The following is a 21084-nucleotide window of genomic DNA, read 5'->3' on the forward strand; positions in this document are numbered from 1 at the left end:
CTGGCTGTCACCCGAAGATGATGGCTCGCCCCAAGGTTATCCCTGGGGCGGCCAGTTTCGAGTCACAGTTTGCTTTCCGGCACCAAAGTATTAGCCCGGCAGTTCGAACACGGTCAGCTGGCCGCCCAGCTCGGTGTATTGCGACAGCGAGGCATAGCCGCCCACCGCGCCAAGCCCGTCGTTGGGATTGGTCAGGCCCGCCGCAAGGCCGATGCCGGCCCAGCCGCCGACACCCGACAGGATGCCGATATACTGCTTGCCGCCATGCTCGTAGGTCATCACGTTGCCGATGATGCCCGAGGGGGTCTTGAACTTGTAAAGCTCTTCGCCCGTCTGTGCGTCCACCGCCTTCAGATAGCCTTCCAGCGTGCCGTAGAAGACCACGTCGCCCGCCGTCGCCAGGGCGCCCGACCAGACCGAGAACTGTTCCGGGATGGACCACTTGATCTCGCCGGTGGTGTTGTCCCAGGCGATGAAATTGCCCATGCCGCCATGGCTGTTCGGCGCGGGATACATGGACAGCGTGGCGCCGACATAGGGCTGGCCGGCGGTATAGGCCACCCGGAAGGGCTCGTAATCCATGCAGACATGGTTCGTCGGGACATAGAACAGGTTGGTCTTGGGCGAGAAGGCCGCCGGCTGCTGGTCCTTGGTGCCCAGCGCCGCCGGGCAGACGCCGGTGGTGTTCTCGTCCTCGCCGTTCTGGGCGGTCGAGTATTCGGGCACCACGGCCGGGCGGCCATAGGTCTCTGAATTGGGGTCCATGTCGACGCCGGTGGTCCAGTTCACCACCGGATCGTATTTCTCGGCCACCAGCAGCTCGCCCGTCTCGCGGTCGAGCGTATAGGCCAGGCCGTTGCGGTCGAAATGCGTCAGCAGCTTGCGTTCCTGCCCGTCGATGGTCTGGTTGGTCAGGATCATCTCGTTGACGCCGTCGTAGTCCCATTCGTCATGCGGCGTCATCTGGTAGAACCACTTGGCCATGCCGGTGTCGGCATCCCGCGCCATGATGGTCATCGACCACTTGTTGTCGCCCGGCCGCTGCGAGGGGTTCCAGGTCGAGGGGTTGCCGGTGCCGTAATAGACCAGGTTCAGGTCCGGGTCATACGAGAACCAGCCCCAGATCGTGCCGCCGCCGATCTTCCACTGGTCGCCCTCCCAGCTGCTGAGCGAGCTGTCGGCGCCGATGGGCTTGCCCAGATGGGTGGTGGTTTCGGGATCGACCAGCAACTCCTCGTCCGGGCCGGTGGACCAGGCTTTCCACGCCTCGGACCCGTCGGCCAGGTTCAGCGCGGTCATGCGGCCGCGCACGCCGTATTCGCCGCCCGAGACGCCGACCAGGACCTTGTCCTTGACCGGCACCACCGTCGCGGTCAGCGTCTCGCCTATGGCGGGGTCGCCGATCTTGGTCGACCATTTCGCCTCGCCGGTCTTGGCGTCCAGCGCCACCACCGTCGTATCGGCCTGGCCCAGCAGGATCATGCCGTCGGCATAGGAAAGGCCGCGATAGACCGTGTCGCAGCACATCACCGCGATGACGTTCGGATCCTGCTGCGGCTCATAGCGCCACAGGATCTTGCCGTTGTCGTTCAGGTCCAGCGCAAAGACCTTGTTCGGAAAGGGGGTGTGGACATACATCACGTCGCCGATCACCAGGGGCGAGCCCTCGTGCCCGCGCAGCACCCCGGTCGAGAAGGTCCAGGCGACGCGCAAATCCTTGACGTTGTCCTTGTTGATCTGATCCAGGGTCGAATATCGCGTGTTCGCGTAATCGCCCATCTGGATCGCCCATTGCTGGGGCTTGGCGATCTCGGCCAGCACACTGTCATTGGCCAGCACCGCCGTGCCGGACATGAGCAGCGCAAGGCAGGCGCCGTTCATCAGGGTTTTCATGAATTTTCCTCCGCATGCCGGTGATCGCGCTGCTCCTCCTGCGCAAGCACCTTCTGCTGGAAGGTTCGGACCCGGCCGCATTTGCGTCAACGCGGCCGGCAGGCTCACAAGACCAAAGTATTAGGGAAATTCGGCAATAGGTATGGGGTCAATCCCCCCGCCGCCGCTTTCGACAGCTAGCCCAGCCGTTCGGCATGCCAGCGGATGTGGTCCGCCATGAAGGTCTGCACGAAGAAATAGCTGTGGTCGTAGCCCTGCTGCATGCGGAAGGTGCCGGGCTGGCGGCGCTCGGCCATGGCATGGGCCAGCGCCTCGGGCTTCAGCAGGTCCAGGAACTGGTCGCTGGCGCCCTGGTCGATCAGCACCTCGCCGGGATAGCCGCGCTGGCGCATCAGCAGGGTCGAATCGTGCCGTTCCCAGGCGCTGCGGTCCTCGCCCAGATAGGCGGCGAACTGCTTGCGCCCCCAGTCGGATTCGCTGGGATGGGCGATCGGCGAAAAGGCCGAGACGGACTTGTAGCGCTCGGGCAGGGTCATGGCGATGGTCAGCGCGCCATGGCCGCCCATGGAATGCCCGGTGATGCCCTGCGCCTCGCGGTCCAGGGGGAAGTTGCCGAAGACCAGTTCCGGCAGTTCGTGGGTGATATAATGCCACATGCGGAAATGCGGCGCCCAGGGGGCCTGGGTCGCATCGACATAGAAGCCGGCGCCCTGCCCCAGGTCGTAGGCCTCGTCATTGGCCACGCCCTCGCCGCGCGGCGAGGTGTCGGGAAAGATCACCGCGATGCCGTATTCCGCCGCCCATTCCTGTGCGCCGGCCTTGGTCATGGCGTTCTCATGCGTGCAGGTCAGGCCCGACAGATACCACAACACCGGCACCTTGCCGTATTCGGCCTGCGGCGGCAGGTAGACGGCAAAGGTCATCGGCGTGCCGGTCGCCTGCGACTGGTGGCGATAGACGCCCTGGATGCCGCCGAAGCTGCGGTTTTCCGATACGGTTTCATAGGCCAGACTCATGGCTCAATCCCTCTTGTCAGGTCGTGGAACATCGCCGGTGCATCGGCACGGGCCATGCCGGGGCCGAAGAAACGCGGCGGGCAGCCGGCCGGCAATATCGAAACCGGCTTTCTGCCACGAATGAACGGTGCCGGCAGGGCCGCGACGGCGAAATCGCCGCGGGCGCGGGCGCAATTCCGACAGCAGCCCGTCGCCACGTTGCCGGATGTCGGCGGCTGGCAGCCTGGGCTTGCGCATGGCCGGGTCCGTAGGCCGCGATGGCGAAATCCACCCGGTCGCGCAGGGCGTGCCGCCAGCCCGGCGCCGTGGCGAAAGCCCCGCGCGACCAGGCTGGCCTGGGCGACAGGCGGGACGGATCAGCATGCCTGCTGTCCCGCCCCGCCATCAACGCGGGCCCGTCACTTCAGCTCGTCCACCGAGCGGATGACCTTGCCCAGAAGGCCATAGTCCAGCGCCTCTTGCGTGTTCAGCCAGAAGTCGCGCTGGGTGTCCTTTTCGATCCGCTCGACGGTCTGGCCGGTCGCCTCGGCAAAGATCTGGTTCAGCCGGTCGCGCATCAGCCGCACCTGCTCGGCCTGGATCATCATGTCGGTCGAGGTGCCGCCGATCCCGCCCGAGGGCTGGTGGATCAGGAAGCGAGTGTTGGGCAGGCAGAAGCGGTTTGCCTTCTCCGCGCCGACGAAGATCAGCGCCCCGGCCGAGGCCACCCAGCCCGAGCCGATGGTGCGCACGGTCGGGCGGATGAACTTGATCACGTCATGGATCATGTCGCCCGATTCGACATGGCCGCCGGGGGACGAGATCAGCATGTTGATCGGGTCTTCGCTGTCCTCGGCCAGGGCCAGCAGGTGCGCGACGGTGCGCTGCGCCAGCTTGTCGGTGATCGGCCCGGCGACGATGACCGTGCGCGACTTGAAGTAGAGCTTGCCGATCTTGTCGCCCTCGGGCAGGCCGAGGCCCTCGTCCTTCGAGCCCTCCTGGCGGCGCTCGTCTTCGTCGTCGTCATCGTCGTCCAGGCGGATGTGCTGTGCCATGATCGGTCCTTTCATGTTGACGGCGGGGCCGGTCGCCCGCCCCCGCCGTCCTTTTACCTAAGCAGCCCTTGACGATCAGTAAAGCACGACCGAGCGGATCGACTCGCCCGCATGCATCAGGTCGAAGCCCTTGTTGATGTCGTCCAGCGACAGGGTGTGGGTGATCATCGGGTCGATCTCGATCTTGCCGTTCATGTACCAGTCGACGATCTGCGGCACGTCGGTGCGGCCGCGGGCGCCGCCGAAGGCCGTGCCCTTCCAGACCCGGCCGGTGACCAGCTGGAACGGGCGGGTGCTGATTTCCGCCCCCGCCGGCGCCACGCCGATGATGATCGACTGGCCCCAGCCGCGATGGGTGCATTCCAGCGCGTCGCGCATCACCTTGACGTTGCCGGTGCAGTCGAAGCTGTAGTCGGCGCCGCCGATCTGGTCGAAGGGCGTCTTGGTCAGGTTGACGATCTCCTGCACCACGTTGTCGCAATTCTTCGGGTTGATGAAATGCGTCATGCCGAAATGCTCGGCCATCGGCTTCTTGTCGTCGTTCAGGTCGACACCGATGATCATGTCCGCACCGGCCAGCCGCAGGCCCTGGAGCACGTTCAGACCGATGCCGCCCAAGCCGAAGACGACCGCCTTGGCGCCGATTTCCACCTTGGCGGTGTTGATCACCGCGCCGATGCCGGTGGTGACGCCGCAGCCGATGTAGCAGATCTTGTCGAAGGGGGCGTCCTCGCGCACCTTGGCCACCGCGATTTCCGGCAGCACGGTGTAGTTCGAGAAGGTCGAGCAGCCCATGTAGTGAAAGATCGGCGTGCCGTCGAGCATGCTGAACCGGCTGGTGCCGTCCGGCATCAGGCCCTGACCCTGGGTGGCGCGGATCGCGGTGCAAAGGTTGGTCTTGCCCGACAGGCAGGACGCGCATTGCCGGCACTCGGGCGTGTAGAGCGGGATGACATGATCGCCCGGCTTGACCGAGGTGACGCCGGGGCCGACCTCGACCACGACGCCCGCGCCCTCATGGCCCAGGATCGAGGGGAAGAGCCCCTCGGGATCGGCGCCCGACAGGGTGAATTCGTCGGTGTGGCAGATGCCGGTGGCCTTGATCTCGACCATCACCTCGCCGGCCTTGGGGCCTTCCAGGTTGACCTCCATGACCTCCAGCGGCTTGCCGGCTTCCAGCGCGACGGCGGCACGGGTTCTCATCTTGTCTTCTCCTTCGGTGACGGCCCTTGGCCTGCGGTTTTCTCATGGTTTCGGGGGCCGGTAAACCGACCCCCGCAATTGTCGCGGCCAAGCCGGCGCTCAGGCCGCAAGCGCGCCGGACCGCTTGGCGATATGGGTGGCAATCGCATCCATCAGCGGCGGCGAAAGCGCGTCATAGGGTTCCAGCCCCAATTCGCGCAGCCGGGCGCGGATCGCCTCCATCCGGCTGGGATCGACGCCCGATTCGATGATCGAGCTGACGAAGGCGGCAAATTCCGGCGCCGCCCAGCCATCCTCGTCCGAAAGCTCGGTATGGACGAAATCCAGCCCGTAGAAGGGATGGTCGCGGTTCTCGATCCGGCCATACATATGCACGCCGCAATCGCGGCAGCGATGGCGCTGGATCGGCGCCTCGGCATTGACGATCTCCAGCTTCTCGGCGCCCTCCAGCACCTCTACCGCATCGCGGCCGACCACGGCCACCTGGGAAAAGATCGCGCCCTCGGGCTTCCAGCACTTGGTGCAGCCGCAGACATGGTTATGCGCGGTCTGCGCCCGGATCGCGACCCGGACCGGGTTGGTGCTGCATTTGCAATGCAGCGTGCCGCCCGCGAAGCCGGGCTGCGCGGGCTTGATGCCATTGTCGACTGCGGGGTGGATCTTCACCCCCGATGTGTCCACCATGTTCCAGTTCCTCCCCTCAGAGCCATGCGCCGAAGTTTGCGCCGTGGCCGCGCAGGAACAAGTGGGCAAAAGGTTGTATTGCCTTGCGGCTCAAAGCTCAGGGCGGGTGACAAGCCAGGCGGCGATGGCGGTGCAGGCCAGCACCTGCACGGCGATGAAGCGCATGTCCAGCCCCAGCCAGACCGCCCAGGCGACCCCGGCGGTCATGCCGGCCACCGCCCAGATCTTGGCGTTGCGGCCGATGACGCCGCGCTTGCGCCAGGCGCGGATCGGCGGGCCGAATCGGGGATGGCGCATGATGCGGGCGCCCAGCCGCGGCGAGGAACGCGCAAAGGCCCAGACCGCGAGCAGCAGGAAGGGCACCGTGGGCAGGACCGGCAGGAAAATCCCGATCGTTCCCAGCGTCAGGGTCAGCCAGCCCATCGAGAGCCACAGGTATCGCATCTTACTCCGCCAGTTCACGCAGGATCGCATTCAGGACGGGCCGCCCCGCCGCCGTCGCCGCCAGCCGGTCGCCCCGCAGCGAGATAAGGCCCAGTTCGGCCAGATTCATCAGCCGTCCCTGCGGCAATTCGGCGCCATGGGCAAGATAGCGCGGAATTTCCAGCCCCTCGACCAGCCGCATGGCCATCAGCAGATATTCCAGCGCCCGGCCCGGCAAGTCCAGCAATTCGCGCTGGCTTTCGCCGTCGCCGCGCGCCTCGACCGCCTCCAGCCATTCGCCCGGCGCCCTGTGCGCCTCGGTCGCCCAGCGGCCCGAGGGCAGCGTCAGGCGGCCGTGCGCGCCCGGCCCCACGGCGGCCCAGTCGCCCTGCCGCCAATAGATCAGGTTGTGCCGGCTTTCCGCGCCCGGCCGGGCGTGGTTCGAAATCTCATAGGCCGGCATCCCGGCCGCCGCGCAGATCTCCTGCGTGTCCAGATACATGTCGGCGGAAAGATCCTCGTCCGGCAGGCCCCTGAGCCCGCCTTTCGCATGGCGGGCGCCGAAGGCGGTGCCCGGCTCGATGGTCAGCTGATAGGCCGAGAGGTGATCGACCGCCATGCCGAGCGCCTGGGTCAGTTCGCGCCGCCAATGCGCGCGGTCCTGGTCCTGACGGGCATAGATCAGGTCGAAGCTGACCCGCGTGAAACAATCCCGCGCGGTGTCGAAGGCGGCGCGGGCCTCGGCCGCCGAATGCATCCGGCCCAGCCGGCGCAGGTCGTCGTCGTTGAGCGCCTGCACCCCCATCGAGACGCGGTTGACGCCGCCGTCGGCATAGGCGCGAAAACGGCCCGTCTCGACGCTGGTCGGGTTGGCTTCCAGCGTGATCTCGATGTCATTGGCAAAGGGCCATTCGGCGCGCGCAGCCTCGATCACCCCGGCCACGGTCTCGGGCGCCATCAGGCTGGGGGTGCCGCCGCCGAAGAAGATGCTGTTCAGCACCCGACCCGGTGTTTCCCGGCCCAGTCGGGCCAGTTCGCGACGATAGGCGGTCAGCCAGCGGCCCTGGTCGATCACGGCCGCGACATGGCTGTTGAAATCGCAATAGGGGCATTTCGCGGCGCAAAAGGGCCAATGCACGTAAAGCCCGAAGCCGCCCGCCCGCCAGTCTTCGGCAAGGGCCTGGGCGGGCGCGGTGCTGGCGGCAGGGGCTGGCATGGGCTGGGTCACTCCCGAAAGGCTGTCACTTCGATCTCGACCTTCATTTCGGGTCTGATGAGCCCGGCGACAACCATGGTCGCGGCGGGTAACGCATCCTTCATCGCCTCGCCCAGGACCGGCGCGATCTCGTCCAGGATCGCCGGGTCGGTGATGGTGTATTGCACGCGCACGATGTCGGTGGGCGTGAAACCCGCCTCGGCCAGGGTGGCGAAGATGGTGGCAAAGGCGTTCTGCGCCTGGTCGGCAGCGCTGTCGGGCATGGCCATGGCCGCGTAATCGTAACCCGTGGTGCCCGAGACGAAGCACCACGGCCCCTTCACCACCGCGCGGCTGTAACCCAGCGCCGTTTCGAAGGGCGAGCCGGTCGAGATCCTATGCAAACAGCGTCTCCAGCTTGCGAAAGGCGCGGGCGCGGTGGCTGATGGCGTTCTTCTGTTCGGGCGGCATCTCGGCATAGGTCGCGTCATGGCCGTCGGGCACGAAGATCGGGTCGTAGCCATGGCCCTGCTGCCCGCGCGGCGGCCAGACCAGGCGGCCGGGCGCGACGCCCTCGAAGATCTCCTCGTGACCATCGGGCCAAAGCAGGACCAGCGTGGCGCGGAACTGGGCGGTGCGCGGCTCGGGGACGCCGCGCTCGTCCAGCTCGCGCCAGGTGCGGGTCATGGCCTGCATGAAGTCGCGGCCCTGCGGGGTCTCGGCCCAGTCGGCGGTATAGACGCCGGGCGCGCCGTCCAGCCCGTCCACGGTGATGCCGCTGTCGTCGGCCAGCACCGGCAGGCCGGTCGCCTGCATGGCGGCGCGGGCCTTGATGCGGGCATTGCCGATGAAACTGTCCTCGGTCTCGGCCGGCTCGGGCAGGCCCATCTCGCCGGCCGACGTCACCTCGATGCCGTGCGGGGCCATCATGGCGCGGATCTCGTCCAGCTTGCCCCGGTTGTGGGTGGCGACCAGCAGCTTCCTTTCGGTCAGCCGGCGCATTGGACGGCCTCGGTCTGGGCGCGGACCAGCGCGGCGACGCCGGCTTCGGCCAGGTCGAGCAGCTGGTTCATCTCGGGGCGCGAGAAGGTCGCGCCCTCGGCCGACATCTGCACCTCGATCAGCCGCCCTGCCCCGGTCATGATGAAATTGCCGTCGGTTCCGGCTTCGCTGTCCTCGGCATAGTCCAGGTCCAGGATCGCCTGCCCGGCATAGATGCCGCAGGACACCGCGGCGACATGGTCCATGATCGGATCGGTGGTGACGATGCCGGCCTTCAACAGCCGGTTCATCGCCAGCCGCAGCGCCACCCAGCCGCCGGTGATCGCGGCGCAGCGGGTGCCGCCATCGGCCTGGATCACGTCGCAGTCGATGACGATCTGCCGTTCCCCCAGCGCGCGACGGTCCACCCCGGCACGCAGCGCGCGGCCGATCAGGCGCTGGATCTCCTGCGTGCGGCCGGACTGCTTGCCCGCCGCCGCCTCGCGCCGGTTGCGGCTGTTCGTCGCCCGCGGCAGCATGCCGTATTCCGCCGTCACCCAGCCCTGCCCCGAGCCCTTGAGGAAGGGCGGCGCCTTCTCCTCGATCGTGGCCGAGCAGAGCACGCGGGTATCGCCGCAAGAGATCATGCAGGAACCCTCGGCATGGCGCATGATGCCCGTTTCGATTGAAATCGGGCGCATATCACTTAAATTCCGGCCAGAGGGACGCATCTTTCATTCCTTTCGGGGGTTTTGCCGTTCAGATACAGGTCCGAGGCCCCCGACCGCAACCCGAGAACGTCCTGACAGGATGCCGATGCCTGAAACCGCGCTGCTTTCCGATCTCAACGACCGCTCGCGCGAAGTCTTTCGCCGGGTCGTCGAAGCCTACCTTGCCACCGGCGAGCCGGTCGGCTCGCGCACGCTGACCCGCGAGATGTCCGAAAGGGTCAGCGCCGCGACGATTCGCAACGTGATGCAGGACCTGGAACTGCTGGGCCTGCTGGACCACCCGCATATCTCGGCCGGGCGCATGCCCACGCAGCTGGGGCTGCGACTGTTCGTCGACGGGCTGATGGAGGCCGGGCCGGTCGCCGCCAGCGACCGCGAGATGATCGATGAGACGCTGGGCGACGACAGCGGCAATACCGGCGTCATGCTGGACCGGATCAGCACCGCGCTGTCGGCCCTGACCCAGGGCGCCTCGCTGGTGCTGATGCCCAAGCAGGAAGCGCCGGTCCGGCACATCGAATTCGTCAGCCTGGCCCCGGACCGCGCGCTGGTGGTGCTGGTCTTTGCCGACGGCCGGGTCGAGAACCGGGTCTTTGCCCCCCCGCCCGGCCATACCGCCAGCTCCATGCGCGAGGCGGCGAATTTCCTGAATGCCGTGGCGGAAGGTCGCACCCTGGCCGAGCTGCGCCGCAGCATCGCGCAGGAAATCCAGGCCAGCCGGCAAAAGCTGGACAGCATCGCCGCGGCGCTTGTTTCCTCGGGCCTGGCGCTGTGGGAGGGCGAAAGCAGCGATCCGCGGCTGATCGTGCGCGGCCGTGCCAATCTTCTGGCGCATGAACTGGCCGACCTGGACCGGATCCGCAGCCTGTTCGACGACCTGGAACGCAAGCGCGACATCGCCGAATTCCTGGAACTGGCCGAACAAGGCGAGGGCGTGCGCATTTTCATCGGCTCGGAGAACAAGCTTTTTTCACTTTCCGGTTCCTCTCTCGTCGTTTCGCCCTATATGAATGCCGACCGAAAGATTGTTGGCGCGGTCGGCGTCATCGGTCCGACGCGGCTGAACTATGGCCGCATCGTGCCGATCGTGGATTATACTGCGCAGCTTGTCGGCCGGTTGATTTCGGGCCGGAAAGGATGATGAGGACATGACGAAGGAAAACCCGAACGGCAGCCCGCTGGATGAGGAGATCATCGACCCCCCGGCGGATGACGAACCCTCGGCCGGGGTCGAGGCGCTGATCGCCGAGCGGGACGAATACCGCGACCGCTTCATGCGCGCGCTGGCCGATGCCGAAAACGCCCGCAAGCGGGCCGAGAAGGATCGCCGCGACGCCGAGCAATACGGCGGCTCGCGCCTGGCGCGCGACCTGCTGCCGGTGCATGACGCCCTGACCCGCGCGCTGGATGCCGCCGGCGACGAGCAGCGCGCCGCAGCGGCAGCCCTGATCGAAGGCGTCGAGCTGACCCTGCGCGAGCTGAACAACGTCTTCGCCAAGCATGGCATCAAGGTCATCACCCCGGCCCTGGGCGAGAAATTCGATCCCCAGCAGCACGAAGCCATGTTCGAGGCCCCGGTTCCGGGCACCATGGCCGGGAACATCATCCAGGTCATGGACAACGGCTTCATGCTGCATGACCGCTTGCTGCGCCCGGCCAAGGTGGGCGTCAGCTCCACCCCCGCAAGCTGAACCGATTGCGCTGAAAAACGCGAAACCCCGGAGTCGCCTCCGGGGTTTTTTCTTGGCTTTATAGCAAGTCTAGGGGGATTATTGCCACCCTATACCAGATATTGTGGTCAGTTGCCCGCAAGGATCTGGCAAATCCGGTCAAGCTGATCCAGGTCGCGATAGGTGATGACGACCTGGCCGCCATCGACTCCGGCATGGTTGATCGCCACCTTCATCTTCAGATGCGCGGTCAGATCGCCTTCCAGCGCGCGGGTGTCAGCGTCCTTTTCCTGCTTGGAGCCCTTGGGCTTCTGCGCCTTGGAGCCTTCGGCTTGGCGACGGACCAGATCCTCGGTCTCGCGCACCGACAGGTTCTTTTCGATCACCTTCCGCGCCAGTTCGACCGGGTTCGCGGCGGTGATCAGGGCTCGGGCATGCCCGGCCGTCAGCTTGCCTTCCTTGAGCCAGGCCTGCACCTGTTCTGGAAGGTTCAGCAAGCGCAGCAGGTTGGCGATGTGGCTGCGGCTTTTGTTCAGCGCCTCGGCCAGCTTTTCCTGGGTATGGCCGAACCGGTCCATCAGCTGACGATAGGATGCCGCCTCTTCGATCGCATTCAGGTCGGCGCGCTGGATATTCTCGACGATGGCGACTTCCAGCACCTCGGTATCGTCCAGCTCGCGGACGATGACGGGAACCTCGTGAAGCTGGGCGATCTGCGCGGCGCGCCAGCGGCGCTCGCCGGCGACGATCTGGTAAAGGCCGCGATCCGACGGATGCGGACGGACGATCAGCGGCTGCAACATGCCGCGCGTCCTCAGCGAATCGGCCAGTTCCTGCAAAGCCTCGGGGGCAAAGCTGCGGCGGGGCTGGTCCGGGTTCGGGGTCAGCTGCTCGACCGGAAGGATCTGCCGCGGCGCGGGACGTTCGGACGGAATCAGGTCGACATCGGCCATCAGGGCCGAAAGACCACGACCCAGACCGCGCTTTTCAAGCTTGTTCTCTGCCATGATTCCTCCTCAGGCGGTCGCGAGTTGACGGGACAGGAACTCGGTCGCCAATTCGCGATAAGCGTGGCTTCCCTTGGAGCTCGGATCGTATTGCAGCACCGGCATGGCATGGGACGGCGCCTCGGACAGCCGGACGTTGCGCGGAATCACCGTGCGATAGACCAGACCGGAAAGCGTATTGCGCGCATCCGCCTCGACCTGCTGCGACAGGTTGTTGCGATTGTCCGCCATGGTCAGCAACACGCCCTCGATCCGCAGGTCGGGATTGGCGGTCTGGCGCACCTCGCGCACGGTCATCAGCAGCTGCGACAAGCCCTCGAGCGCATAGAATTCGGCTTGCAGCGGCACCAGCACGCTGTCCGAAGCCACCATGGCATTGACGGTAAGAAGGCCAAGCGCGGGCGGGCAATCGATCAGGATATAATCCAGCTCCGAAGGAACCGTCAGCTTGCGCCGCAACAGCTGGGTCCGTCCGGGACGATTGGACAGCTCGAAATCAGCCGAAGCCAGGTCGCGATTGGACGGCACAAGGCGAAGATTGGCGATGGTGGTGTCGCGCAGCGTCTCGTCCAACCCCTGCTCGCCGGTCAGCAGGTCGTAAGAGGTCAGAACCCGATCTTCCAGCGCCACGCCCAGCCCGGTCGAAGCGTTTCCCTGCGGATCAAGGTCTATGATCGCGACCCGCTGGCCCTGCTCGGCCAGGGCGGCGCCAAGATTGATCGCCGTGGTGGTCTTTCCCACCCCGCCCTTCTGGTTTGCAACGGCAATGATGCGTGTGTCATGCATGGCGAATTTCCGTGATTTCCAGAATGGCCGCGTCAGGATCGGTCGCGCTTTGGTGGGGCTTTAGTTCGAATTTCCAATCGGTTCGCGCCTGAGCGACTTCATCTTGCCAGTTTCGGCCTTTCATCAGCCATGCCGTTCCCGATGCGCTCAGGTGCCGGTCTACATATGCCATGAGCAGCGGAAGCGGGGCAAGGGCCCTTGCGCTGATATTGGCGGCATCAAGCCTATCCAGCGCCTCGATGCGCTTGCATATCACCCGCGCGCGGGGCAGCGCCAATTCGCGCACCACGTTGCGCAGGAAAGCAGCCTTGCGCTGATCGCTTTCGACCAGGGTCAGATCCAGGTCAGGCCGCACGATTGCGACGACGATACCGGGAAAACCGCCGCCGCTGCCAAGGTCGACCCAATTCCCCGACACATTTCTGGCCATTTCGGCCAGTTGCAGGCTGTCTGCGACATGCCGCGTCTCGATCTGGTCCAATGTGGACGGCGCAATTAGGTTGATGGCCGGGTTCCACTTTCGTAGCAATTCCGTATAGGCGGCAAGGCGCTCTGTTTCACGTGAAACACTCATCAAGCCGTTTTCCGCTCGCCGGTTCGGATCACGGCAAGGATGAGCGTCAGCGCCGCGGGCGTCATGCCCTCGATGCTTGCAGCCGCTGCCAGGGTCGCGGGGCGATATTTGTTCAGCTTGGACTTGAGTTCGTTGGAGAGGCCGGAAAGTGCGTCATAATCGAACCCGGTCGGAATCGCGACTGATTCCTCCTTGCGCAGCAGCTCGGCATCCTTGCCCTGGCGGTCCATGTATTGATGATACAGCGCATCTGCCGCCAGTTGGGCAATGGTGGCCCGATCGTGCGACGAAAGCTCTTCATCCAGCGCAAGAACCTGATTCTGCGGTATTTCCTGCTGGGCAAGCAGCGCGAACAGACTGCGCCGAGCGCCGTCTTGCCGCACTTCGATCCCCGCGCGAGAAAGCTCAGTGGGCGTGAAGCTGACGGATTCCGCCCGGCGGCGAGCTGCCGAATAGCGCCGCATCTTTTCAGAGAACGCCTCCTGGCGGGCGTGACCCACGCAACCGATCCCGATCCCCAGCGGGGTCAGGCGCTGATCGGCATTGTCAGCCCGCAAGGACAGACGAAACTCGGCGCGAGAGGTGAACATGCGATAAGGTTCGCTGACCCCGCGCGTGGTAAGATCATCGATCATCACGCCGATATAGCTTTGGGAGCGGCTGAAATGCAGGCTCTCCCGCCCCTGCGCCTTCAATGCGGCGTTAAGGCCAGCCACCAATCCCTGCGCTGCCGCCTCCTCATAGCCGGTCGTCCCGTTGATTTGCCCGGCAAGAAACAGCCCCGACAGGGCCTTGGCCTCCAGCGTGGGCGTCAGCGCACGCGGATCGACATAGTCATATTCCACAGCATAGCCGGGTTGCACGATTTCCGCCGCTTCCAGGCCACGGATCGAGCGGACATAGGCAAGCTGCACCTCTTCCGGCAGAGAGGTCGAAATGCCGTTCGGATAGACCAGATCGCTGTCCAGGCCCTCGGGTTCCAGGAAGATCTGGTGCGAATTCTTGTCGGCAAACCGGACGATCTTGTCTTCGATCGAAGGGCAATAGCGCGGCCCCACCCCATCGATCCGGCCGCCATACATGGCCGACCGAGCAAGATTGTCACGAATGATGCCGTGGGTGTCCGGGTTCGTATGGGTGATCGCGCAGCTGATCTGCTGCACCTCCGGGCCGGAGGACAGGTATGAAAACATCACCGGCTCGTCGTCACCCGGCTGCTCATCCAGGCTTTCCCAGTCGATGCTGCTGCGGAGAATGCGCGGAGGCGTGCCGGTCTTCAGCCTGCCCAGCGGCAGGTTGAGCGGGCGAAGCGACGCCGCGAGCCGCACCGATGCCGACCCGCCCCAGCGGCCGGCGGGGCGGGTGATCTCGCCTATGTGAATCAACCCGTTAAGAAAGGTTCCCGTGGTCAGGATGACCTGCCGTGCCTGCAGTTCCGTGCCATCGGCCAGACGCAAGCCATGAACCACAGCCCGCTCATGCAGCAACTCAGCAGCTTCGCCCAGCACCAGCGTCAAGCGGGCTTGTTCGGCCACCGCCCGCGCTGCAGCCGCTCGATAAAGCTTGCGATCGGCCTGCGCGCGCGGTCCCTGGACGGCAGGCCCTTTGCGCCTGTTCAGCAAGCGGAACTGAATGCCTGCAGCATCGGCCAGCCTTCCCATGACCCCGTCGAGCGCGTCGATTTCCCGCACCAGATGGCCTTTGCCCAGCCCGCCGATTGCAGGATTGCAGGACATCGTTCCGATATCGTCCTGATTCAGCGTTATCAGCGCGGTTTCGGCGCCCATGCGTGCGGCCGCCATGGCCGCTTCCACACCGGCATGACCTCCACCAATCACGATTACGTCGTATTGTTTCACGTGAAACCCTACTTTCCGATGCAGAAGGAACTGAAGATCTCGTCAAGATAATCCTCTGCCCCCACACGTCCAACCATCATCGCCAATGCCTGCGCCCCTTGGCGCAAGGCTTCGGCAAGAAACTCCGGCGCCATGTCGTGATCGACCTCCAGGGCCGACAGGGCGCGCTGCAAGGCTTCCGCCTGTCTTTTATGTCCGACCAGCCCGGTATCCGCCGCCCTGACTCGCAAGCGATCATAAACCAGATCCAGAAGCTCGGCGACCCCTTCCCCGGTCAGCCCGGAGATCGAGATCCCCTCGGCCCGGCCCAGATCGGCCTTGGCGCGGACAACGATGTCGCCCGCCGTCGCCGCATCGGCAATCCCGTCGACCGTAAGGTGGATACGCAAGTCGGCCTCGGCCGCTCTCTGCAATCCCCGCGCAACCCCCATGGCCTCGATCGGATCGCTGCTTTCACGCAAGCCGGCCGTATCCAGGAAGGTCACCGGCAAGCCGCGCAGATCGGTATGGAGTTCCAGGATATCGCGGGTCGTCCCCGCGACCTCGGACACCAAGGCGATGTCGCGCTGGCCGATCCGGTTCAGCAGCGTCGATTTCCCGGCATTCGGCGGCCCGACGATCGCCACCACATAGCCCTGCCGCAAGCGTTCGGTGGCGGGATAGCCTGCCAGCATCAGCCGAATATCAGCGCGAACCGCCGCGATCAGCTCCAGCGCCTCGGCCGGAACCTCTTCGGGCACTTCTTCATCCGCGAAATCGATGCTGGCTTCGATCAGGGCTCCGGCGCGAACCAGTTTGGCGCGCAATTCGTCGGCTTTGCACCCCAACTCGCCTTCTGTCGCCCGCATCGCCAGCTTGCGCTGCGCTTCCGTCTCGGCGGACAGCAGATCGGCCAACCCCTCGGCTTCAGCCAGGTCCATGCGGCCGTTGAGAAAGGCGCGCTTGCTGAACTCGCCCGCCTCGGCCCTTCGCAGCCCTCGCGACAGAAGTGCCTGCGCCAGCCGGTTGGCGATCACCGGAGCACCGTGCAGGTGCAACTCGGCCACTTCCTCGCCGGTAAAGCTATGGCCTTCCTCGAACCAGAGGACCAGGGCGCGGTCGATCAGATCCTCTCCATCCCGCAGCGCCCGCAAGGCCGCCAGGCGCGGCGTCGCCACCGGCCCGGCCAGGGATTCCAGGGTCGCACGCGCCTTCGGTCCGCTCAGGCGGACGACGGAAACCCCCCCTCGACCGGGCGGGGTCGCCTCGGCAAAGATCGTATCCACCGCATCCTCCGCGCCGTCAGGCGTTCATCGAATCGAAGAATTCGCTGTTGGTCTTGGTCTGCTTCAGCTTCGAGATCAGGAATTCGATCGCATCGGTGGTGCCCATCGGGTTCAGGATGCGCCGCAGCAGATAGGTCTTTTGCAGATCCTTGGCATCGACCAGCAGCTCTTCCTTGCGGGTGCCGGATTTCAGGATGTCCATGGCCGGGAACACGCGCTTGTCGGCCACCTTGCGGTCCAGCACGATCTCGCTGTTGCCGGTGCCCTTGAATTCCTCGAAGATCACCTCGTCCATGCGCGAGCCGGTGTCGATCAGGGCCGTGGCGATGATGGTCAGCGAGCCGCCTTCCTCGATGTTGCGCGCCGCGCCGAAGAACCGCTTCGGCCGCTGCAAGGCATTTGCATCGACGCCGCCGGTCAGAACCTTGCCCGAACTGGGCACGACGGTGTTGAAGGCCCTACCAAGTCTTGTGATCGAGTCCAAAAGGATCACAACATCTCGTTTATGTTCGACCAGGCGCTTGGCTTTTTCGATCACCATTTCCGAAACGGCGACATGGCGGCTGGCCGGTTCGTCGAAGGTCGAGGAAATCACCTCGCCCTTGACGGAACGCTGCATGTCCGTCACCTCTTCCGGCCGCTCGTCGATCAGCAGCACGATCAGGTAGCATTCGGGATGGTTCTTCTCGATCGAATGGGCGATGTTCTGCAGCAGCACCGTCTTGCCGGTACGCGGCGGCGCCACGATCAGCGAACGCTGGCCCTTGCCGATCGGCGCCACCAGGTCGATGATCCGGGCGGAGCGGTCCTTGATGGTCGGATCCTCGATTTCCATCTTCAGCCGCTCGTTCGGGTAAAGCGGCGTCAGGTTGTCGAAGGCGACCTTGTGGCGGGCCTTCTCGGGGTTCTCGAAATTGATCTTCTCGACCTTGGTCAGGGCGAAATAGCGCTCGTTCTCGCCGGGCGCGCGGATCACGCCCTCGACCGTGTCGCCGGTGCGCAGGCTGTGCTGGCGGATCATGTCGGGGCTGACGTAGATGTCGTCGGGACCGGGCAGGTAGTTCGCCTCGGGCGAGCGCAGGAAGCCGAAGCCGTCCTGGACCACCTCCAGGACGCCGTCGCCGCCGATTTCGAAGCCTTCCTCGGCATGTTCCTTGAGGATCGAGAACATCATCTCGCCCTTGCGCATGGTCGAGGCGTTCTCGATCTCCCATTCCTCGGCCATGGCCAGCAGGTCGGCCGGGCTCTTGGCCTTGAGATCGGACAGGTTGAGGCGTTCTTCGGTCATGTCTAGCCTATGGGCACGCGCTGTCCGACGCATGATCGGCCCGCGCAGAAACTGTGTCAGGAAAAATCCGCCGGACGGCGGATGCGGGTCACATAGGCATTATCGGCGCGCGAGTCAATTCTTCTAGAATTTCACGATCACCGACAGCACGATGACAACCATCAGCAGCGTCGGCACCTCATTCATCATCCGGTAGCGCCGGCCGCTCAGCCCCTGGCCCAGTAGCAGCGCCTTGCGCTGGCCGGCCAGCCACATGTGAAACCAGGTCATCCCCAGCACGCCGGCCGCCTTGGTCCAGGGCCAGATCATCGTCCAGTCCACGATGCCCGGCGTCAGCACCAGCGCCAGACCCGCGATCCAGGTCACGATCATCGCCGGATTCATGATCATCCGCAGCAGCTTGTCCTCCATGATCTGGAAGGACTGCACTGGTTCTTGCCCGATATGGCCGCGCTCGGCGTGATAGACGAACAGCCGCGGCAGATAGAACAGCCCTGCCATCCAGGAAAGCACCGCCATGACATGCAGGGCTTTGATCCAGGGGTAAGCAAGGGGCAGGAAATCGTTCATGGCACACCTCCGGCGCCATCTCTCTATCAAAAATAAAGGAAGATAAAGAAAGGATGATGTTGTGGTTGGGGCTGTGGATGACTGGAAATCTTCGCTCCGCGCCGACATTCCCCAACTCACGCCGCTTGGGGAAAAAAACATCATTAACGATTTGTTAACGAAAAAACCAAATATAAACAGCCTGATAGGAAAAAGGCGACTGTGGATAAGTTTGTGAAAATTTTTCTTTTCCACAGCTTGTGGGTGGTTTCCGCCCGGTTATCGACATGTGGAGAAGCAGCATCCGTTCCCGCTCTGTCCCGCGGGGTCATCCACGGGCGGAAAAAGGCCGCGCAATCTCCACAGATTCGACCCCCCGAGTCGCCGCGGCTTATCCCCAGGCTTATGCCCATGCCTTGCGCGCATCGCGGTCCTGCCCCCGTCCCGCGCCGCTTTGGGCCGGACAGGAGGTCACGCAAAGCCGCCCGAGGTTCGTTTGCGTCATCCGGGCGTCGCATTTGGCAAGTTACGGCGGGGAAAACGGGTGCAATGCTTTGCGAAGGATGCCCCTTTGTGACGGAATCAAGCCATGCTGAACACAGCTGAAATCCTGGACCAGCTCGCCAACCGGCGGAAGAACTTCTCGCTCAGCCGCGACCTTTACTGCGACGAGGGCGCCTATCACGCCGACCTGGAGAATCTGTGGTATCGCGAATGGCTCTTTGCCATTCCGACCTGCGACATCCCCAAGACCGGCAACCACGCCACCCTGCAGATCGGCGAATATCCGGTGGTGATCGTGCGCGGCGCCGACGGGCAGATCCGCGCCTTTCACAACGTCTGCCGCCACCGCGGCCAGCGGCTGTGCCCCAAGCAGAACGGCACCTCGCCCAAGCTGGTCTGCCCCTATCACCAATGGACCTACGACCTCGACGGCAGGCTTCTGTTCGCCCGCGACATGGGCCCCGACTTCGATCCGTCGCAATTCAGCCTCAAGCCGGTGCATTGCCGGGTCGAGGGCGGCATGGTCTTCATCTGCCTGGCCGACAACCCGCCGGATTTCGAACGGCTGGGCGGCTTCCTGCGCGACTATGTCGGCGCCAGCGACCTGTCGAACGCCAAGGTCGCCTTTACCTCGACCATCGTCGAGAAGGGCAACTGGAAGCTGGTGATCGAGAACAACCGCGAGTGCTACCATTGCGGCGGCAGCCACCCCTCGCTGTGCCGGACCTATTCCGACAACCCGCTGATGACGGTGATGGAGGGGCCGAATGCCGCCTCGCCCGAGATCCTGTCGCATTGGGACCGCTGCGACAAGGCCGGCCTGCCCGCGCGCTTCGTGAACGATCCGGGGATGCAATGGCGCTTTGCCCGCGTGCCGCTGCTGAACAATGCCGAAAGCTTCACCATGTCCACCAAGGCGGCGGTGAACCGGCGCATGGGCATGATCCCGTGGAACGACGCCGGCAGCCTGATGTTCTATCACTTCCCGTCGAGCTGGAACCACTTCCTGCCCGACCACGCCATCGTCTTCCGCCTGCTGCCGATCTCTCCGACCGAGACCGAGGTGACGTCGAAATGGCTGGTCCACAAGGACGCGGTCGAGGGCGTGGACTACGACCTGCAAAAGCTGACCGAAGTGTGGCTGGCGACCAATGACGAGGACCGCCGCGTGGTCGAGGAGAACCAGAAGGGCATCCTGTCCCCGGCCTACGAGCCCGGCCCCTATTCCCCCAGCCAGGAGGAGGGCGTGATCCATTTCGTCGACTGGTATGTGCGGCAGATGATGGACCGCCTGTCCCCGCGTCCGGCGATGGCGGCCGAATAATGGCGGTCCTGGTCAAGGCATTCGGCGACCGCCCGTGGAAGGACGACGAGCCGCTGGAATGCGCGATGGTGGTGCCCGAGACCTCGGACACCGCCACCTTCACCTTCCGCGCGCCCTCGGGTTCCTGGTTCGACTATCAGCCCGGACAGTTCGTCACGCTGGATCTGCCGGTGCCGGGCGGCAACGTGCAGCGGACCTATACCATCAGCTCCAGCCCGTCGCGGCCGCTGTCCATCTCGGTCACCGTCAAGGCGCAGCCGGGCAGCGTCGGCGGGCGCTGGATGATCGACCACCTGCGGCCGGGAATGAGGCTCAAGGCCTTTGGCCCGGCGGGGATCTTTTCCTTCGTCCGGCACGAGGCGCCGAAATACCTGTTCATCTCGGCCGGCTCGGGCATCACGCCGATGATGTCGATGACGACCTGGGCCTGGGATTCCGGCGAGATGCCGGACATCGTCTTCGTCCATGCCGCCCGCGCGCCCGCCGACATCATCTTCCGCCAGCGGCTGGAAGGCATGGCGGACCGGGTGCCCGGCTTGCAGCTGCGCTTCACCGTCGAGGAGGCCGATCCGTTCCGCACCTGGCACGGCTATCGCGGCCGGCTGAACCAGATCATGCTGGGCCTGATGGCGCCGGATTACCTGGAGCGCGAGGTGTTCTGCTGCGGACCCGAGCCCTTCATGCAGGCGGTGCGCGACATGCTGATCGCGCTGGGCTTCGACATGGAGCGCTATCACCAGGAAAGCTTCGGCGCGCCGATCCGCAACGAGGCCGAGGCCCCGGTGCTGGACGACGTGGTCCCGGACGAGGAAAGCGCCGCCCAGATCACCTTCGAAAGCTCGGGCGTGGTGGCGAAATGCGCCGAGACCGACACCGTGCTGGCGGTGGCCAAGGCCAACGGGCTGAACATCCCCTCGGGCTGCACCTTCGGCCTGTGTGGCACCTGCAAGATCAGAAAGACCGCGGGCGAGGTGCATATGGTCCATAACGGCGGCATCACCGACGAGGACATCGAGGAGGGCTATATCCTGGCCTGCTGCTCGCATCCGATCGGTGCAGTCTCGGTCGAGGTCTGAACTTTCGTTATGCAAGCATAAA

The 21084-nt window shown here is 64.9% G+C and carries 21 protein-coding genes; 4 read left to right on the plus strand and 17 right to left on the minus strand.

The window, feature by feature from the left end; translation table 11 throughout:
* Positions 1-90: 90 nt before the first annotated feature.
* The 10 genes from E3U26_RS08165 to rph all read right to left on the minus strand — a co-directional run bounded on the left by E3U26_RS08165 (position 91) and on the right by rph (position 9160).
* Entirely contained in the window at positions 91-1893 is a 1803-nt protein-coding gene (locus E3U26_RS08165) for a methanol/ethanol family PQQ-dependent dehydrogenase (protein ID WP_072462173.1), read from the minus strand.
* A 176-nt stretch (positions 1894-2069) separates the two neighbouring features.
* On the minus strand, positions 2070-2909 hold the full coding sequence (gene fghA / locus E3U26_RS08170; protein ID WP_036753647.1) for an S-formylglutathione hydrolase: 840 nt from the start codon (positions 2907-2909) through the stop codon (positions 2070-2072).
* A gap of 398 nt (positions 2910-3307) precedes the next feature.
* The gene (locus E3U26_RS08175; protein ID WP_214273483.1) at positions 3308-3943 is read right to left on the minus strand and encodes an ATP-dependent Clp protease proteolytic subunit; all 636 of its coding nucleotides are present in this window, start codon (positions 3941-3943) and stop codon (positions 3308-3310) included.
* A 75-nt stretch (positions 3944-4018) separates the two neighbouring features.
* Complete coding sequence (locus E3U26_RS08180) at positions 4019-5146, minus strand: S-(hydroxymethyl)glutathione dehydrogenase/class III alcohol dehydrogenase (protein ID WP_036753653.1); 1128 nt, start codon at positions 5144-5146, stop codon at positions 4019-4021.
* A 99-nt stretch (positions 5147-5245) separates the two neighbouring features.
* On the minus strand, positions 5246-5830 hold the full coding sequence (gene gfa, locus E3U26_RS08185) for an S-(hydroxymethyl)glutathione synthase (RefSeq protein ID WP_114536074.1): 585 nt from the start codon (positions 5828-5830) through the stop codon (positions 5246-5248).
* 90 nt (positions 5831-5920) lie between these two features.
* Positions 5921-6274: a YbaN family protein gene (locus E3U26_RS08190; protein ID WP_036753660.1), complete on the minus strand. Its 354-nt coding sequence runs from the start codon at positions 6272-6274 to the stop codon at positions 5921-5923.
* 1 nt (position 6275) lies between these two features.
* Positions 6276-7469, minus strand: a complete 1194-nt coding sequence (gene hemW / locus E3U26_RS08195; protein WP_243784146.1) for a radical SAM family heme chaperone HemW — start codon at positions 7467-7469, stop codon at positions 6276-6278.
* 8 nt (positions 7470-7477) lie between these two features.
* Entirely contained in the window at positions 7478-7852 is a 375-nt protein-coding gene (locus tag E3U26_RS08200; RefSeq protein ID WP_214273481.1) for a RidA family protein, read from the minus strand.
* Entirely contained in the window at positions 7845-8450 is a 606-nt protein-coding gene (gene rdgB / locus E3U26_RS08205) for an RdgB/HAM1 family non-canonical purine NTP pyrophosphatase (RefSeq protein WP_036753669.1), read from the minus strand. Before rdgB ends, E3U26_RS08200 begins: the two co-directional genes overlap by 8 nt.
* Positions 8438-9160, minus strand: coding sequence for a ribonuclease PH (gene rph, locus E3U26_RS08210; protein WP_036753672.1), 723 nt, complete (start codon positions 9158-9160; stop codon positions 8438-8440). The genes rdgB and rph overlap by 13 nt, the downstream gene beginning before the upstream one ends.
* An 85-nt stretch (positions 9161-9245) precedes the next feature.
* Here rph and hrcA point away from each other — a divergent pair, with 85 nt between their 5' ends.
* Both hrcA and E3U26_RS08220 read left to right on the plus strand, forming a co-directional pair.
* Complete coding sequence (gene hrcA / locus E3U26_RS08215; protein ID WP_036753675.1) at positions 9246-10301, plus strand: heat-inducible transcriptional repressor HrcA; 1056 nt, start codon at positions 9246-9248, stop codon at positions 10299-10301.
* A gap of 7 nt (positions 10302-10308) precedes the next feature.
* Positions 10309-10851, plus strand: coding sequence for a nucleotide exchange factor GrpE (locus E3U26_RS08220; protein ID WP_114536069.1), 543 nt, complete (start codon positions 10309-10311; stop codon positions 10849-10851).
* A gap of 107 nt (positions 10852-10958) precedes the next feature.
* On the opposite strand, the gene E3U26_RS08225 is transcribed toward E3U26_RS08220, so the two are convergent.
* The 7 genes from E3U26_RS08225 to E3U26_RS08255 form a co-directional block, all read right to left on the minus strand.
* A complete protein-coding gene (locus E3U26_RS08225; RefSeq protein WP_243784147.1) occupies positions 10959-11837 on the minus strand; it encodes a ParB/RepB/Spo0J family partition protein in 879 nt (292 codons plus the stop codon).
* 9 nt (positions 11838-11846) lie between these two features.
* A complete protein-coding gene (locus E3U26_RS08230; RefSeq protein WP_243784148.1) occupies positions 11847-12623 on the minus strand; it encodes a ParA family protein in 777 nt (258 codons plus the stop codon).
* Positions 12616-13197: a 16S rRNA (guanine(527)-N(7))-methyltransferase RsmG gene (gene rsmG / locus E3U26_RS08235; protein WP_499104740.1), complete on the minus strand. Its 582-nt coding sequence runs from the start codon at positions 13195-13197 to the stop codon at positions 12616-12618. The genes E3U26_RS08230 and rsmG overlap by 8 nt, the downstream gene beginning before the upstream one ends.
* Positions 13197-15056: a tRNA uridine-5-carboxymethylaminomethyl(34) synthesis enzyme MnmG gene (gene mnmG / locus E3U26_RS08240; RefSeq protein ID WP_243784150.1), complete on the minus strand. Its 1860-nt coding sequence runs from the start codon at positions 15054-15056 to the stop codon at positions 13197-13199. Before mnmG ends, rsmG begins: the two co-directional genes overlap by 1 nt.
* An 8-nt stretch (positions 15057-15064) precedes the next feature.
* Positions 15065-16321, minus strand: coding sequence for a tRNA uridine-5-carboxymethylaminomethyl(34) synthesis GTPase MnmE (gene mnmE, locus E3U26_RS08245; protein WP_243784151.1), 1257 nt, complete (start codon positions 16319-16321; stop codon positions 15065-15067).
* A 16-nt stretch (positions 16322-16337) separates the two neighbouring features.
* On the minus strand, positions 16338-17609 hold the full coding sequence (gene rho / locus E3U26_RS08250; protein ID WP_024842822.1) for a transcription termination factor Rho: 1272 nt from the start codon (positions 17607-17609) through the stop codon (positions 16338-16340).
* A gap of 123 nt (positions 17610-17732) precedes the next feature.
* On the minus strand, positions 17733-18179 hold the full coding sequence (locus tag E3U26_RS08255) for a CopD family protein (RefSeq protein WP_243784152.1): 447 nt from the start codon (positions 18177-18179) through the stop codon (positions 17733-17735).
* Positions 18180-18747: 568 nt separating this feature from the next.
* Between E3U26_RS08255 and E3U26_RS08260 the strand changes: the two genes are divergently transcribed.
* Together E3U26_RS08260 and E3U26_RS08265 are read left to right on the plus strand one after the other, a co-directional pair.
* Entirely contained in the window at positions 18748-19986 is a 1239-nt protein-coding gene (locus E3U26_RS08260) for an aromatic ring-hydroxylating oxygenase subunit alpha (protein ID WP_036753699.1), read from the plus strand.
* The gene (locus tag E3U26_RS08265) at positions 19986-21062 is read left to right on the plus strand and encodes an FAD-binding oxidoreductase (RefSeq protein WP_072462161.1); all 1077 of its coding nucleotides are present in this window, start codon (positions 19986-19988) and stop codon (positions 21060-21062) included. The genes E3U26_RS08260 and E3U26_RS08265 overlap by 1 nt, the downstream gene beginning before the upstream one ends.
* Positions 21063-21084 lie beyond the last annotated feature (22 nt).

It is taken from the genome of Paracoccus ferrooxidans (genome assembly GCF_029909815.1).
GTDB classification, from domain to species: Bacteria; Pseudomonadota; Alphaproteobacteria; order Rhodobacterales; family Rhodobacteraceae; genus Paracoccus; species Paracoccus versutus.